This is a genomic window from Demequina globuliformis, assembly GCF_000975155.1.
In the GTDB taxonomy this organism is placed as follows: domain Bacteria; phylum Actinomycetota; class Actinomycetes; order Actinomycetales; family Demequinaceae; genus Demequina; species Demequina globuliformis.
This window is the reverse complement of record NZ_BBRG01000001.1, coordinates 931,984-946,633: the sequence shown is the minus strand read 5'-3', so window position 1 is coordinate 946,633 and position 14,650 is coordinate 931,984. Positions and strand designations below refer to the sequence as shown.

The following is a 14,650-nucleotide window of genomic DNA, read 5'->3' as shown; positions in this document are numbered from 1 at the left end:
AGAGATTCCACCCAGGCTACGTGCCTGCGCGGTTAGGACTCGACGCGCGTGAGCCGGGCGCTCAGGTAGGACTGCAGCTCCTGCCCAAAGGCAGCGAGGTCCCACGCCCACATCAGCTCGCCCTCGACCAGGCCGTACATGCGGGTGGCGCCGCGCACCTCGGGTCCGGACTCGGTGGCGGCCGCGAACCGCGTTGCCATATCGATGCGTCCGTTGCCAACGGCGCCCATGTAGCAGGTCAGCACCCCTGAAGCCTCCGTCATGACGATCTCAAGGGGGTGCTGGAAGTCCTGCAACTCGACGCCCTCGGGCGCCTGGGGCGCTACGCGCCAAAATCCGGACTCGACGCTCCACACCTGGCCAGCATCGTCACCCTCGCCCCGCAGCCACGTGGTGCAGTTGTACGTGAGGTAGGGGCCGCCGTCGTGGTCGAACTCGATGTCTTGGAGGATCTCTACCTTGGGGATGCCGGGGTATTCAATCTCCCCATGGCCCTGCCAGTGGCCCACGAGCCACGCCAGGGGGTAGGCCTCGGGCGCCATGTCGTCGGGAATGGTGAACGTCAACGTCGAGGACTCCTCAGCAGACGCCAGGCGACGATGCCAGACGTCCAAGCCGCGCCGCCGAAGGCAAGCACAGCGAGGGCCGTGAAGACAGCTTCCAATGCAGTCATAGTGTGCCCAACTTTACTACGGCTTGTGCGGTGGTCGGCAAGGCCGCGTGTTCACGCCGCGCGAGTGGTGGCCTTGCGCACCGCGAGGTAGATCTCGCAACCAAGGCAGAACCCAAAGACGGCGTTGAGGAAGGAAGCCACCAGGACCATCGCGGCGAAGATCATGTAACCAACTCCCACGCCGGCCAGACCGAGGACGAGGGCGAGCAGCGACATGGCGAAGCCCATCTGCTGGGCAAACCGGGGAGGACGGAAGGACTCGGTCTCGTGGGGAGGGCCGATTCGCGGACGCACCAGGCGCGAGAAGAGCCAGGACTGCGCTGTGGCCTGGGGGCCAACGATGGCGCCGGGCGCGAACAGCACGGCGAGGATGGCCATGGTGACCAGTCCGAGGGTGCTGGCGCCGGCGATCACCGCAATCAGCGCGAAGGCGAGTGTGACGGCCGCACCGAAGCGGACGCCGCGCGGGTCAACCTGGCGGTCCTGAACGGCGGGGGCGGAATCAGTCATGAGGGTTCCTTGGTCTCGATGGTGTGCTCGGGTCTAGATGGCGTACTCGGTGCCGGCGGAGTCAACCTCGGCGAGTGCAGCCCGTGCTTGATCGGGGGTGGGGGCGCCGTCCATGCGCGCGACGACAAGACCGTCGCCGTCGAGGACGAGCGTGGTGGGGGTGCGCATGATGTCGAAGCGGCGAGCGAGGTCCAAGCGCTGCGAGGCATCGATGTCGATGTGCACCACGTGCGGCTGCTCGCCGGCAATGGTCGTGAGCAGGCGCGCTGCGCCAGGGCATTTGGAGCACATGGGCGTCGAGAACTGCACAAAAGTCGCGTAGTACCCGCGAGTGGCGCCCAACTGCTCACTCGTCACGGCATCGGCCCGCTCCACGTGCTGCACGCGCCCTTGACGGCGTTGCCACCACCAATAGAACGCGCTCGCGACCGCGAGCAGCACGAGCACCACCAGTGCATTGACGAGCATGGAACCCTCCACAGCGGGCTACGCGCCGACGAGCAGGACGCCGCCGACGTACACAAGTACTCCTGCAGCAAGAACAGGGGTGACGCCCGAGGCTATTCCCGCCCAGACGTCGATGGGGCGTGGCTCACGGCGCGACAGCTCATTCATCAGCACCACCGACCCACCCGCGACAACGCCCACCACGGTGCCCGCGTACCAAGGCATGGAGTCGAAGGCGAATGCGAGACCGGAGCCTGTGGCTGCGCCCGCCAAGAGGGCGAGCACTGCGTTGACGTTGCCGCTGGAGGTGAGGACGGATGCGACGGCCGCCACCGCCAGGGCGGCAGCGGCGGTGACGACCAAGTCCTCGGCTCCCGCGGTGCGGTTCGCGGCTACCCACGCGGCCCCAGTCGCGGTGATCGCGCCGCCTGCCGCGGTCGCGGCGACGCCGGTCACCGCACGCCCGCGCGGGGAGGGGAAGAACACTTCTGTGAGGAGCGCTGCGATAGTGATGGCGGCGATCGCGACCACCATGTAGCGCAAGTACGGCTCCGTGCGGCCAATCACGACCGAGCCCAACGCGATGAGCGAGCCCGCCCCGATCACGGCCGTGCTGACCCAGGTGTGCGCGACGCGCAACAAGCGCGGCCACCCCACTGCCATGACGAGCATGATGACGGCCACGCCCAACGCCAGCCAACGGGTGCCCAAGACGCCGGTGCCAGCGACGACAGCAGCCGCGACAGCGGTGATCGACGCGCGGGTCGTGGGATTCATGGGGTTTAGTGTCTCAGAGTTCGTGCCGCTACAGTAAAAGCCATAACGGAGGGCGCACGATGGCTGACCTACTAGTGCTGACCCCGTCACCAGACGGGGCAGATGAGGTGTTGCCTGCGCTCGGGCTCCTGTCGCACCGCGTGAGAGCGCTCCCACCAGACCCGACCGCGATGCTCGACGCGTTCGATGCCGACGTCCTGATCGTCGACGGCCGGCACGACCTTGCGCAGGCGCGCTCCAACTGCAAGTTGGTCCAGGTCACCGGCGTCACCGCGCCCATGTTGCTCGTCTTGCGTGAAGGCGGCCTGTCGATCGTCAACGCCGACTGGGGCGCTGACGACGTGGTGCTTGCGGACGCGGTTCCCGCTGAAGTCGAGGCGCGCATCCGCCTCCTCATGGGGCGCGCGAGCCAGGAAGACCCGCTCGAGAAGGCCGTCGAGTTCTCCTCAGGCGAACTCACCGTCGACGTCGGTGGCTACACCGCCCGGCTTAAGGGCGTGCCGCTCGACCTCACGTACAAGGAGTTCGAGCTCCTCAAGTACCTCATGCAGCACCCCGGTCGCGTGTATACGCGTGATCAGTTGCTGCAAGAAGTGTGGGGCTTCGACTATTACGGGGGTACCCGCACCGTCGACGTTCACGTCCGCCGTTTGCGCGCCAAGCTGGGCGCCGAACACGAGCACCTCATCGGGACCGTTCGCAACGTGGGCTACCGCTTTGACCCGCCGCAGCCCAAGGCACCCAAGCCTGACCAGGCAGAATCGTCACCGCGATCACCCTCTAGGTAGGCTGTTCTCCGTTCACCCGTACCCCCCGAGCGAACGGACCCATCCATGGCCGGTAGCAGCCCCACGCGTCTCTTTTCGCGTCTGACTCCTTCGACTGAGCGCAATCTCGCGGACATCCTCCGCACCGAACGCGCGGGTGGCATCTTGCTGCTCATCGGCACGGTGATCGCGCTCGTGTGGGCCAACACCGCCTGGGCTGACTCCTACGAATCGCTGCGGGACTTCGAGTTTGGCCCCGAGTCGCTTCACCTGCACCTGTCCGTGGGAACGTGGGCCAAGGACGGCCTCCTCGCGATCTTCTTCTTTGTGGTGGGCCTCGAGCTCAAGCGCGAAATCGTGGCGGGTGAGCTCCGCAAGCCGTCGACGGCGATTGTGCCCATCGTCGCCGCCATTGGCGGCATGCTCGTCCCCGCCGCCTTCTACGTGGTCGTGAACCTCCAAGACGGCGGCTCCATGGACGGCTGGGCCGTGCCCACCGCGACGGACATCGCCTTCGCGATCGCCGTGCTCGCCGTTGTCGGCCGCTGGCTGCCTGCAGCATTGCGTGCGTTCCTGCTGACGCTTGCCGTGGTCGATGACTTGCTGGCGATCATGATCATCGCCGTGTTCTTCACCGACGAGGTTCAGTTCCTGTGGCTCGTGGCCTCGTTCGCCGTCATCTTGCTGTTCGGTTGGCTCGCACGCAAGGGCATCACGTACTGGTGGGTCATGATCCCGCTGGGCGTCGTGGCCTGGGCCATGATGCACGCCTCCGGTGTCCACGCGACCATCGCCGGTGTGGCGTTGGGTCTTATGGTTCCCGCCATTGCACGCAAGGGCGAGAAGCACTCCATGGCGGAGCACTGGGAGCACCTGTGGCGCCCCGTGTCCGCGGGCATCGCCGTGCCGGTCTTCGCCCTCTTTGCGGCGGGCGTGACCATCAACTCGGAGACCATCTCCGTGGCCGTGAGCGACCCGGTCGCGCAGGGTGTAGTGGCCGGCCTGGTGCTGGGCAAGCCTCTGGGCATCCTGGCCGCGACCTTCCTTGTTGCGACCTTCACGAAGGCCAAACTCGATCGCGGACTGTCCTGGTGGGACGTGCTCGGAATGGGCTCGCTCGCTGGAATCGGCTTCACAGTGTCGCTGCTCATTGGCGAACTGGCCTTTGACGGTGAGCGCGTCGAGGAAGTGAAGATGTCGGTGCTGTTCGCGTCGCTGGCGTCCGCGCTGATCGGTGTGATCATCCTCGTGTGGCGCGACCGCTACTACCGCAAGCTGTACGACCTGCGTTCGACCCCGCTCGACGACGACCTTGCCCAGGCGCTGGCGAATAAGCACGGGCGCAAGGCGGAGGAGATCGACGTGGTCGACCTGCACCGCGAGGGTGAACCAGAAGATGTGCCAGGACCCGGCGACCAGCACCCCAACCCTGGGCCCGAGGCCAAGGCCGACAACCCTGGCGGCGATCAGAAGTAGGCGGACGGGGACGCGGCGAACGGTCGCGTCCCCGCCCCCACGTCTGGCTATGTAGCCGGGCGAACCTTCGCTCCGGGCGCGCTCGCGCACATCGAAGCAATCTCGCACTCGCCGCACTCGGGCTTGCGTGCCTTGCAGCGGCGGCGTCCGTGGAAGATGACGCGGTGGGACCACAGCGTCCACTCGCGGCGCTCAATGAGGGCCATGAGTTCGCGCTCCACGACCACAGGGTCCTCGTTCACCGTGAGGCCTAACCGCCGGGCGAGACGTCCCATGTGGGTGTCGACGGTGATTCCCGGCACGTCGAAGGCGTTGCCGAGCACCACGTTGGCGGTCTTGCGCCCCACGCCGCGTAGCGTCACGAGGTCCGTGAGTTTGCCTGGCACCTCGCCGTCGTACTTCTCCGTGAGGTCGCGCGACAGTCCCAAGAGCGATTCAGCTTTGGCGCGGTAAAACCCGGTGGGCTTGATCAGAGCCTCGAGGCGGTCCCGGTCGGCGGCGGCCATAGCTGGGGCATCGGGGTACACGGCGAACAGTCCGGGCGTGACCTGGTTGACGCGGACGTCGGTGCATTGAGCGCTCAGCACGGTCGCGACGAGTAGTTGGAACGGCGTCTCGTAGTCCAATTCGCAGTGCGCGTCAGGGTAGACCTCCGCGAGAGCGCGGTTCACGGCGCGGGCACGGCGGGTGAGCGACACGGGCGGCGCCTCCATGTCTGCGGTGGCGACGGTGAGCGGAGTGCGAGAAGCCATGCCTCAAACCCTAGGCGACCCTCAAGGGCGGCACCGCATTGGCCGATATTGCCAGTGGTGAAGCGCCGCGCTTGACCGCGAGTCCTCGGAGGTGATTGTTGGCCGCGCACGATGCTGTGATCGCACACTTGCGCCACAGTCGCAAAGAGATGCGCCGCGAATTGGCTCGCGTGCGATGGTGGCGTCGCCTGGTCCAGGCCCGTAAGGACTTGGAGATAGCGCAATTGGCCGACGCCGACGAACTCGACCGCCTGGGTTTGGCCGATGCCTGGGAGGCGTTGGCAGCGGACGCTCCCACGAGCACGGAACTGGCGGGCTCGGTATGGCCCGAGCCTCCGAGTGCGACACCCAGCAGCGTGGAGACCCTCGTTGCGTTGGATAGCCGACTAGAGTCGTACGAGACGCGAGTGGAAGAGAACCTGGAAGCGGTGACAGCACAGATGGTAAAGGCGCTGGGTGAGCAGCATCGAGCGAAAGCTCAGAGTGGCCGCCATGCCTGACGCGACGCGCGAGGAACAGCTCCTGCGATCGTCGCCTCTGCTGGGCGGCATGGACGCCGCGAGCGCGCACGCGTTGATCGAGCGCATGGAGCGCATGGAGTTGCCGCGAGGCGACGTGATCTTCAGCGAGGGCGATGAAGGCTCGGCGATGTTCATCATCGTCAAGGGCAAGGTGAAGCTCGCCCGCACTGCCCGCGATGGACGCGAAAACCTGTTGGGGCTGCTTGGTGTGGGCGACATGCTCGGCGAGTTGTCCGTGTTTGATCCCGGCCCGCGGGTGGCGCGCGCCCACGCCGTTGAGGACACGGTCGTGTATGAGCTTCCCAAGGAGGAACTCGACGAGTGGCTCGCTGGCCACCTCGAGATGGGTAGCCACCTCAACCGCGCCCTGGCGCAGCGCATTCGCCGCCTGTCCAACTCGATGGCGGACCTCGTGTTCTCCGATGTCCCCGGTCGTGTCGCGAAGGCGATCCTCGACCTCGGCCACCGGTTTGGCCGCATGGAGCGCGGCCATGTGACCGTGCGTCACGGCCTCACGCAGGAAGAACTTGCGCAGTTGGTCGGTGCCTCGCGCGAGACGGTGAACAAGGCGCTCGCCGACTTCGCCGGTCGCGGGTGGATCGACGTGCACATTGGCGCGGTAGACGTGTACGAGCCCGAGCGCCTCCGCGCCCGCTCTCGCTAACCCCGCCGCGCCCGCACCTCCCCCGCCAAATGGCTCCATTTGGCTGTTTTGGGCAGCTAAAACAGCCATTTCGTGCCACTTCACCGGTGCTCGGCGTGCCACCTCACCGGCGCTCGGAGTGCCACTCACGGCGTGATGACTGCAGCAGCCCACGTACCCGTGCCGCCGGGAAGCGACCCGGGCATCGGCCCTAGGAAGCCGAGCGCACCTGCGCGATCATCTCGATCTCTACGGGAGCGCCGAGCGGCAGCGAGGCGACCCCCACCGCCGAGCGCGCGTGGCGACCGGCCTCGCCAAACACATCAGCAAGAATCCCGCTCGCACCATTGATCACCGCAGGCTGCGCAGTGAACCCAGGCGCCGACGCCACAAATCCGGTGATCTTCACGATCGACTGGATGGAGTCGATGCCGCCGGCGGCCGAGGCCACGGCAGCAATGGCGTTCATGATGGCGGCGCGGGCACACTCCAGCGCTCGCTCGGGGCTCACGTCGCCCGACCGCTGACCCACGACCCCCACTGCGAGCAGTTCACCGTCGACCAGCGGCAACTGACCGGAGGTGTACACCAGGTCTCCGTGCACCTTCGCGGGCACGTAGGTGCCGACGGGTGTCGCGACCTCAGGCAGCGTGAGCCCTAGCGCTTCGAGACGGGCCCGTGCGCTCATGCCTTGGGTCGCTTAAGATAGGCCACCAGCCCCCCCGTGGGGCCGGTGATCACCTGGACCAGTTCCCAGCCGTCCTCGCCCCACTGGTCGAGGATCTGCTTGGTCACGTGGTCGATCAGCGGCACAGTGGCGTATTCCCAGGTCGTCATACGACGAGCGTATCGCGCGCGTGCCGGAAACGTTCCGGCACTCTGGAGCGTTACACGGGCAACGTAAGGTAGGTTCATGGGTTTTTTCACGTCTGACGACGCGCGCCGCGATGGCCGTGTGACTGTTGTGCAGCTCGCTAGCGCGCTGGTCGCATTCGTCGCCTTCTCCGTCATCGGCGGTTTCTTGATCGCCGGCATCGCGCTGCCCGCTGCGACCGTCGCGAGCTCCGCGGCGTCGGGTACCTCGGAACTCTTCGAGGAACTCCCGGCGGAACTTCAGGACGTGCAACTCCCTCAGCAGTCCAACATTTACGCCTCCGACGGCACCACATTGTTGGCGACGTTCTACGACCAGAACCGCGTCGTGGTCCCGCTTGAGGAAATCTCGCCGTGGATGCAGCAGGCGATCGTCGCCGTTGAGGACAAGCGCTTCTGGGAGCACAACGGCGTGGATGGCGAAGGCGTCATGTCCGCCGCATATACGAACCTCACCTCTGACTCCAACCCCGGTGCCTCGACCCTGACCCAGCAGCTCGTGAAGAACAAGCTCCGCACCGCTGCGGAAAACGCCGAGGACGACGAGGCAGCCGACGCCGCGACTGAGGTCTCGCTCGCGCGCAAGATCCGCGAGTGGCGCCTTGCGCTTGGCCTGGAAGAGAACCTCACCGAGTCACTGGGCAACGAGTGTTCCGGCGACAACCCCGGCGTGGACTGCGCGAAGGAGGAGATCCTCCAGCAGTACCTCAACATCGCGCAGTTTGGCCCCAACATTTACGGCGTCGAGGCTGCCGCGCAGTACTACTTCTCTAAGCCCGCGAAGGAACTTAACGCCGTCGAGGCCGCGACCATCGCCGGCGTGACCCAGAACCCGTCCCGGTGGGACCCCACCCGGACCTTCGACGGTGAAGACAACTACGAAGATGCAGAGAAGCGCCGCGACACGGTGCTGGGCACCATGCTCGAGCAGGACATGCTCACTCAGGCCGAGTTCGACGAGTATGAAGCGGTACCCGTGCAGGACACCCTTGACGTGTCCCGCCCGCTGTCGTCATGCGCCGCCTCGCAAGACGCTCCGTTCTTCTGTGACTACGTCACGAAGGTGATTGCCAAGGACGAGGTCTTCAACACTGACGACCAGAACGGCCGCGACCTGTTGCTGCGTGGTGGACTCGACATCGTCACGACCCTCGACATCGGTAAGCAGCGCATCGCGAACGAAGAGCTGTACGACTCCCTGCCTGCCGACGACCCCAACGGATTCGCGATGGCCATGGTCGCGCTGGAGCCGTCCACGGGTGAGATCTTGTCGATGGCGCAGAACCGCATCTTTGACCCGTCCGCGGAGGCGGAGAACTCCACGTCGATCAACTACGCAGTCGACCGCGAGTGGGGTGGCTCGAAGGGATTCTCCCCGGGATCGACCTTCAAGACCGTGATCCTCGCCAACTGGCTGGAGACAGGTCACTCGCTCAACCAGTACGTCTCCGGCCGCCAGCAAGAGTGGACCAGCGAGAACTGGACGGAAACGTGTGAGGGCCCCGTGCTCGTGGGGCAGAAGCCATGGAAGCCAGGCAACGTCGACGCCGACAACCGCGGCCAGATGACCGTAATGAAGGCCACGGCAGACTCGATCAACACCGCATACGCGGCGATGGCAAGCCAGCTGGACCTGTGTGACGTGCGTGACACCGCTGAGGCGATGGGCTTTGAGCGCGCCGACGGCGCCGACTTTGAGCTGGTGCCTTCCTCCGTGCTGGGACCGCAGAACTCCTCGCCGCTGACCATGGCCGGCATCTACCAGACCTTCGCCAACGACGGCATCCACTGCGAGCCGCTCGCGATCAAGTCGATCACCGATGCTGAGGGCAATGAACTCGACGTTCCCCAGCCTGACTGCCGCCAGGCCATCTCGAAGGAGGTCGCCGACGGCGTCACCTACGCGATGCAGGGCGTGATGACGGAAGGCTCAGGGCGGTTCTTCCCGCTCGAGGACAGCCGCCCGGCAGCTGGAAAGACGGGAACGGCCAACAACAACAAGCACACCTGGTTCGCGGGCTTCACGCCTGACTTGGTGTCCGTGTTCTGGCTCGGCAACCCCGATGAAGACGTGGAGCAGCAGTTCGTCACCATCAACGACCGTTGGTACAACTACGTGTACGGCTCCACGATCGCCGGTCCTACCTGGTCCGACTTCATGAGCCGCGCGCTTGACGGCACCGAGATCTCTGACTTCGACGAGCCGACCGACGAGATCCTCAACGGCGTTCCCGTCCGCGTACCGTACGTGACCGACTCGACCGAGTGGTGGGCACGCAAGGTCGCCAACGAGAGTGGCTTCCAGATCTCTGTGTCCGACTCCCGGGTCTACGCGCCCAATGTCGAAGAGGGCACGGTCATGACGCAGTCGCCTGGATCCGGCGCCATGATGACCCCCGGCACGACCATCACCATCCAGCTGTCGACCCAAAGCCGGCCCAGCTGGTGGACCAAGTGGCCAGAGGGCTGGGACAAGTCCGAGGCGCCAAGTGACTACTGGGGCAGCTCGTGGCCTCCGGCTGAGTTCTCCTCCAACCCGCCCGAGGGCTGGGTTGAGGAAGAGGAGGACAAGGGCAAGCAGTGCGCCGACGACAGCGACTGGTGGAACGAAGACACCAACGAGGCCTGCCCGCTGCCTGGCGGTAACGGTAACGGGAACGGCAACGGCAACGGTCGCGGCAACGACGATGACTAGCGGGGTGGTCGCCACCCCCGCCTGCACACCACGAAAGGGTGATCGATGAAGCGCGCCGCTACCGCGGTTGGTCTCGCTGCTTCCGGGGCACTCGCCTGGGGATTGGTGGAGGCTCAGTCCTTCACCGTGCGCCAGGTGTCGGCTCAGGCGCTGGCTCCTGGCAGCCGGCCAGTGCGCATCCTGCACCTGTCCGACCTCCACATGACGCCGGGCCAGCGCCGCAAGGTTGAGTGGGTGCGCGACCTTGCGCACTTCCGCCCCGACCTCGTGATCAACACGGGCGACAACCTCGCGCACCTGGACGCGGTCCCCGCAGTTCTGGACGCGATGGAGCCCCTCCTCGACTTCCCGGGGGTGTTCGTCCACGGCTCGAACGACTACTACGCGCCACGACCCAAGAACCCCTTCACGTACTTCACCGCACCCACCAAGGTTCGGGGAGACGAGGCGGAGCACGACATCGAGCGCCTCACATCCGGCATGACAGGGGCAGGCTGGCTCGACTTGAACAACGCGCGCGGCGAGTTGACGGTCATGGGGTCGCGCCTGACCTTCGTGGGCCTCGACGATCCCCACCTGGAGCGGGACGCGATTCCCGCGCCCGAGCCTGACCGTGGCGACCTTCGCATTGGCGTGACACACGCTCCGTACCTGCGTGCTCTGGGCGCGCTGCACGGTGACGGGGCCGATGTCCTGATTGCGGGCCATACGCATGGTGGCCAGGTCTGTGTGCCCGGCATGGGTGCGCTGGTCACGAACTGTGACCTGGACACGTCCCGTGCCTCGGGTCTGCACGGGTGGCCCGGGCCGCGTCCCGACGCCCCCGGCGGCGAGGACAGCGCGTGGCTTCACGTGTCCGCGGGGCTCGGCACGTCGCCGTACGCCCCGGTGCGCTTCGCGTGCCGTCCGGAGGCGACGATGCTCACGCTGCTACCGCGCGGTTAGGCGGCCCGCCGTGAATCAGGTATCCTGGCACGGCTGAATTTCGGGGTGTGGCGCAGCTTGGTAGCGCGCGTCGTTCGGGACGACGAGGTCGCAGGTTCAAATCCTGTCACCCCGACCAAGAGAAGGGCCGATGCTCGGGTGACCCGGGCATCGGCCCTTTTTCGCCAAGTGGCTCCATTTCGCTGTTTTTCGCGAACGAGACAAGCATTTTCTTCCACCTCGCAGCGGCTTCCGCACTACCGTCGGGCTACGACCGGGGCGCTAGGCGTGCCCCAAGAGAGGTGGGGATCGTGGAGAAGGCGGCGAAGTCATGCTTGTGGGCGGCGCTCGGAGCGCTTGCATTTGGAGTCGTGGCGCAGGCGGCCACCACCCCCATCACGAATTGGATGTTTGGCGACTGGCTGTTGGACTGGGAAGCGGTGCCCGGGTGGTACTACGTGGCCAGCGCAGTGACCTGGATGCTCGCTACATTCCCGCTGATGCTCAGTGCCGCCTTGGTCGCGGCCGCCATCATTATCAATACGCTTGGGCCACGCATCGGTCAGGTCGTCCAGGGTCACCAGTGGGGGCAGGCGCGGGAGACCGGCGAGGTGTCAGCGAGCACCGGGAGCGCGCACGGCCGCCCAGACGCCGCCACCTTCGCGGAACGCAGCCTGTACGAGCCGAACGCGTAGTGCGAATGTGTCGACGAACGCGCGAAACGGAGCACAGGCCGCCAACTTTGATCGTGTATGGCGGCCGGTGCTCCATTTCAGGCTCCGATGAGCAGCAAGCAGGGATGAGCGGCGCGAAGAACGCCGGAATGCGTCGGCATCAGCGAGATGGAGCCATCTGGCGGTAGGCGCTGCGGATGTGATCGCGGGTGTCGACCGGCGGCGATGCCACGATCGACACCTCCCAAGCCGGCCGCTCGCCCGTGAGCGCCCACGCCGCCTGGACAGTGGCGCCAAGGGCGACGTACTCGGCGGGCTCGGGCACCTCGACCGGCGCGTCGAACACCTGCGCCGCAATGGTCTGCACGGCCTCGTTCTGAGCCGCACCGCCGACCAGGAGCAGGCGCTGAGGCGACAGGCCCTGCTCGCGCACCGCGTCGAGGCCGTCCGCCAAGCCGCACAGCATGCCCTCAATCGCCGCCCGCGCCAGGTTCTCACGGGTGGTCGATGCCAACGTCAGGCCCGTGAGCGATGCGGTCGCATCCGGGAGGTTGGGCGTGCGTTCGCCTTCGAAGTAGGGCACGAGCACCGCGCCGCCTGCGCCGGGCTCGGCGTCGAGCGCAAGCGCGCCGAGCTCATCGTGAGTCACCCCGAGCACCCGTGCAAACGCATCAAGCACGCGCGCCGCGTTGAGGGTCGCCACCAACGGCAGGAATGCCCCCGAGGCGTCGGCGAATCCGGCCACGACCCCACTCGCGTCGCGCGCCGGCTCAGCTGACACCCCAAAGACCGTGCCGGACGTGCCGATCGACACCACCACGTCACCGGTCACGGCCCCAAGCCCCAGCGCCGCGCCCGCGTTGTCACCTGCACCGGGGCCCACCACAACATCGGCGCCCTGTGGCTCGAGCCCGCTGATGCCGCGCCCGGCCTGCTGCGATGGCCCCAGGACACGCGGGAGGACGCAGTCGTGTCCCAATGCCGCGACAAGCAGCTCGCGGTCGTACTCGCCGGTGGCGGGGTTCCAATAGCCGGTGCCGGATGCGTCGGACCGGTCCGTCGCGAGTTCATCGAGAACCGGACCCAGCGGCGATTCGTCAGCGGGTCCGTAGCCGCGCAGGCGCCACGTGAGCCAGTCGTGCGGGAGCGCCACAGCAGCGACGCGCGCCGCATTGTCTGGCTCGTTGTCACGCAGCCAGCGCAGCTTCGTGGACGTGAAGGAGGCGACCGGCACCAGCCCCGTGCGCTCGACGAGCGATTCGGCGCCGTACTCAGCGATCAGGTCCTCGGCTGCGCCGGCGGAGCGGGTGTCGTTCCACAGCAGCGCGTCCCGCACCACTCGTCCATCGGCGTCGAGCGCAACCATGCCGTGTTGCTGGCCGCCCACCGAGATGGCCGCGATGTCGCCTAGGCCGCCGGCGTCCGCGGCCGCCGACTGAAGCGCCTCCCACCATGCGGCGGGATCCACTGCCGTGCCGTCGGGGTGCGAGGCACGGCCCGTGCGCACCACCTCGCCGGTGTCGAGGTCGCGCACGACCACTTTGCAGCTTTGGGTCGAGGAGTCGACTCCGGCGACGAGCGTCATCGCGCGTCCTTTCGTAAGGAAATGAGGCGAGCCGATGCTCGGGTGGGGCCCGTACGGACCCCACCCGAGCATCGGCCCTAGGAGGAGTTAGCCGCGGGCGCCCATCAGGTGCTCCGAGGCGAGCTGCTGGAGGCGGACAAAGCCGAAGCCGTTGCCGCCAAAGTACGCGTCCGCATTGAAGTCTTCGAAGGCGGAACGGTCAGCGAGCAGGTCGTTGTACGACTCGCCCTCGCCCAGGGTGGGCTGGCCGAGCTCGAGGACCTTGGCCTCCTGCAGCGCCTCCTGGACCTCGGGGTCCGCGCGGAACGCCGCCGCCCGCTCCTTGAGCAGCAGGTACATGGACATGTTGGCGCGCACGGACTCCCACACGCCCTTGCTGTCTTCTGTACGCGAGGGCTTGTAGTCGAAGTGGCGGGGGCCGTCGTAGCTGGGCCCGCCGTTGGGGCCGCCGTGCTCAAGCAGGTCTACCAGCGAGAACGCGTTGTGGAGGTCGCCGTGGCCGAACACGAGGTCCTGGTCGTACTTGATGCCGCGCTGGCCGTTCAGGTCAATGTGGAAGAGCTTGCCGTGATACAGCGCCTGGGCAATGCCGGCCGTGAAGTTCAGGCCAGCCATCTGCTCGTGACCGGTCTCCGGGTTGAGGCCCACCAGCTCGGGGCGCTCAAGGGAGTTGATGAAGGCGAGAGCGTGGCCCACCGTGGGCAGCAGGATGTCGCCGCGGGGCTCGTTGGGCTTGGGCTCAATCGCGAACTTGATGTCGTAGCCCTTGTCGGTGACGTAGTCGCCCAGCAGATTCACTGCTTCGCGGTAGCGTTCGAGAGCGGCGTGGATGTCCTTGGCGGAGTCGTACTCAGCGCCCTCGCGGCCGCCCCACATCACGAAGGTGGTTGCGCCCACTTCTGCGGCGAGGTCGATGTTGCGTAGCACCTTGCGCAGCGCGAACCGGCGCACATCGCGGTCGTTGGAGGTGAAGCCGCCGTCCTTGAACACGGGGTGGCTGAACAGGTTGGTGGTGACCATCTCGACCACCAGGCCCGTGTCGTCGCACGCGCCCTTGAGGTCGGCGATGGCCTTGTCGCGGTCGGCATCGGAGGAGCCGAACGGGAACACGTCGTCGTCGTGGAAGGTGATGCCCCAGGCGCCGGCGTCGGCCAGCCCGTGGATGGCCTCGACGGTGTCGAGGCGGGGGCGGGTGGGGCCGCCGAAGGGGTCCTGCGCCTCCCAGCCCAGGGTCCAGAGGCCAAACGAGAACTTGTCCTCGCGAGTGGGGGTGGGTGCCATGGCGGCTCTCCGATCATCGTCGATCATTATTTAAGTGATGGCAACAACATAA

The 14,650-nt window shown here is 66.6% G+C and carries 16 protein-coding genes and 1 tRNA gene; 8 read left to right on the top strand and 9 right to left on the bottom strand.

Features of this window, described 5'->3' with window-relative positions; all coding sequences use genetic code 11:
- Nucleotides 1-32: 32 nt before the first annotated feature.
- The 4 genes from AOP75_RS04370 to AOP75_RS04355 all read right to left on the bottom strand — a co-directional run bounded on the left by AOP75_RS04370 (nt 33) and on the right by AOP75_RS04355 (nt 2,407).
- Nucleotides 33-614, bottom strand: a complete 582-nt coding sequence (locus tag AOP75_RS04370; RefSeq protein ID WP_369345455.1) for a heme-binding beta-barrel domain-containing protein — start codon at nt 612-614, stop codon at nt 33-35.
- Nucleotides 615-724: 110 nt separating this feature from the next.
- Nucleotides 725-1,183, bottom strand: coding sequence for a DUF4395 domain-containing protein (locus AOP75_RS04365; protein WP_062077087.1), 459 nt, complete (start codon nt 1,181-1,183; stop codon nt 725-727).
- 33 nt (nt 1,184-1,216) lie between these two features.
- A complete protein-coding gene (locus AOP75_RS04360) occupies nt 1,217-1,651 on the bottom strand; it encodes a thioredoxin family protein (protein WP_062077086.1) in 435 nt (144 codons plus the stop codon).
- A gap of 18 nt (nt 1,652-1,669) precedes the next feature.
- On the bottom strand, nt 1,670-2,407 hold the full coding sequence (locus tag AOP75_RS04355) for a hypothetical protein (protein WP_062077085.1): 738 nt from the start codon (nt 2,405-2,407) through the stop codon (nt 1,670-1,672).
- Between the two features lie 59 nt (nt 2,408-2,466).
- Here AOP75_RS04355 and AOP75_RS04350 point away from each other — a divergent pair, with 59 nt between their 5' ends.
- Together AOP75_RS04350 and nhaA are read left to right on the top strand one after the other, a co-directional pair.
- A complete protein-coding gene (locus tag AOP75_RS04350; RefSeq protein ID WP_062077084.1) occupies nt 2,467-3,195 on the top strand; it encodes a winged helix-turn-helix transcriptional regulator in 729 nt (242 codons plus the stop codon).
- A 45-nt stretch (nt 3,196-3,240) separates the two neighbouring features.
- On the top strand, nt 3,241-4,650 hold the full coding sequence (gene nhaA / locus AOP75_RS04345; RefSeq protein ID WP_083966689.1) for a Na+/H+ antiporter NhaA: 1,410 nt from the start codon (nt 3,241-3,243) through the stop codon (nt 4,648-4,650).
- A 47-nt stretch (nt 4,651-4,697) separates the two neighbouring features.
- Here nhaA and nth read toward each other — a convergent pair whose 3' ends face one another.
- Nucleotides 4,698-5,402 (bottom strand): endonuclease III, encoded by a 705-nt coding sequence (gene nth, locus AOP75_RS04340; protein WP_062077083.1) that lies wholly within the window; start codon nt 5,400-5,402, stop codon nt 4,698-4,700.
- Nucleotides 5,403-5,551: 149 nt separating this feature from the next.
- Between nth and AOP75_RS04335 the strand changes: the two genes are divergently transcribed.
- Together AOP75_RS04335 and AOP75_RS04330 are read left to right on the top strand one after the other, a co-directional pair.
- Nucleotides 5,552-5,902, top strand: coding sequence for a hypothetical protein (locus AOP75_RS04335; RefSeq protein WP_152649939.1), 351 nt, complete (start codon nt 5,552-5,554; stop codon nt 5,900-5,902).
- Nucleotides 5,895-6,587 (top strand): Crp/Fnr family transcriptional regulator, encoded by a 693-nt coding sequence (locus tag AOP75_RS04330; RefSeq protein WP_062078408.1) that lies wholly within the window; start codon nt 5,895-5,897, stop codon nt 6,585-6,587. Before AOP75_RS04335 ends, AOP75_RS04330 begins: the two co-directional genes overlap by 8 nt.
- A 190-nt stretch (nt 6,588-6,777) precedes the next feature.
- Here the strand turns inward: AOP75_RS04330 and AOP75_RS04325 are convergent, their stop codons facing one another.
- Both AOP75_RS04325 and sp36 read right to left on the bottom strand, forming a co-directional pair.
- Nucleotides 6,778-7,254 carry a RidA family protein gene (locus AOP75_RS04325; RefSeq protein WP_062077081.1) on the bottom strand — a complete coding sequence of 159 codons (477 nt, stop codon included), beginning with the start codon at nt 7,252-7,254 and terminating at the stop codon, nt 6,778-6,780.
- Nucleotides 7,251-7,403 (bottom strand): Sp36 family protein, encoded by a 153-nt coding sequence (gene sp36, locus AOP75_RS12510; RefSeq protein WP_152649938.1) that lies wholly within the window; start codon nt 7,401-7,403, stop codon nt 7,251-7,253. Before sp36 ends, AOP75_RS04325 begins: the two co-directional genes overlap by 4 nt.
- A 76-nt stretch (nt 7,404-7,479) precedes the next feature.
- On the opposite strand from sp36, the gene AOP75_RS04320 reads away from it, so the two are divergent.
- The 4 genes from AOP75_RS04320 (at nt 7,480) to AOP75_RS04305 (ending at nt 11,753) form a co-directional block, all read left to right on the top strand.
- On the top strand, nt 7,480-10,134 hold the full coding sequence (locus AOP75_RS04320) for a transglycosylase domain-containing protein (protein WP_062077080.1): 2,655 nt from the start codon (nt 7,480-7,482) through the stop codon (nt 10,132-10,134).
- Nucleotides 10,135-10,179: 45 nt separating this feature from the next.
- The gene (locus AOP75_RS04315; RefSeq protein ID WP_062077079.1) at nt 10,180-11,079 is read left to right on the top strand and encodes a metallophosphoesterase; all 900 of its coding nucleotides are present in this window, start codon (nt 10,180-10,182) and stop codon (nt 11,077-11,079) included.
- A 41-nt stretch (nt 11,080-11,120) separates the two neighbouring features.
- Nucleotides 11,121-11,197, top strand: a tRNA-Pro gene (locus AOP75_RS04310).
- A 172-nt stretch (nt 11,198-11,369) separates the two neighbouring features.
- The gene (locus tag AOP75_RS04305) at nt 11,370-11,753 is read left to right on the top strand and encodes a hypothetical protein (RefSeq protein WP_062077078.1); all 384 of its coding nucleotides are present in this window, start codon (nt 11,370-11,372) and stop codon (nt 11,751-11,753) included.
- Between the two features lie 139 nt (nt 11,754-11,892).
- Here the strand turns inward: AOP75_RS04305 and xylB are convergent, their stop codons facing one another.
- Nucleotides 11,893-13,317 carry a xylulokinase gene (gene xylB, locus AOP75_RS04300; RefSeq protein ID WP_062077077.1) on the bottom strand — a complete coding sequence of 475 codons (1,425 nt, stop codon included), beginning with the start codon at nt 13,315-13,317 and terminating at the stop codon, nt 11,893-11,895.
- An 87-nt stretch (nt 13,318-13,404) separates the two neighbouring features.
- Complete coding sequence (gene xylA / locus AOP75_RS04295; protein WP_062077076.1) at nt 13,405-14,598, bottom strand: xylose isomerase; 1,194 nt, start codon at nt 14,596-14,598, stop codon at nt 13,405-13,407.
- Between the last annotated feature and the right edge of the window lie 52 nt (nt 14,599-14,650).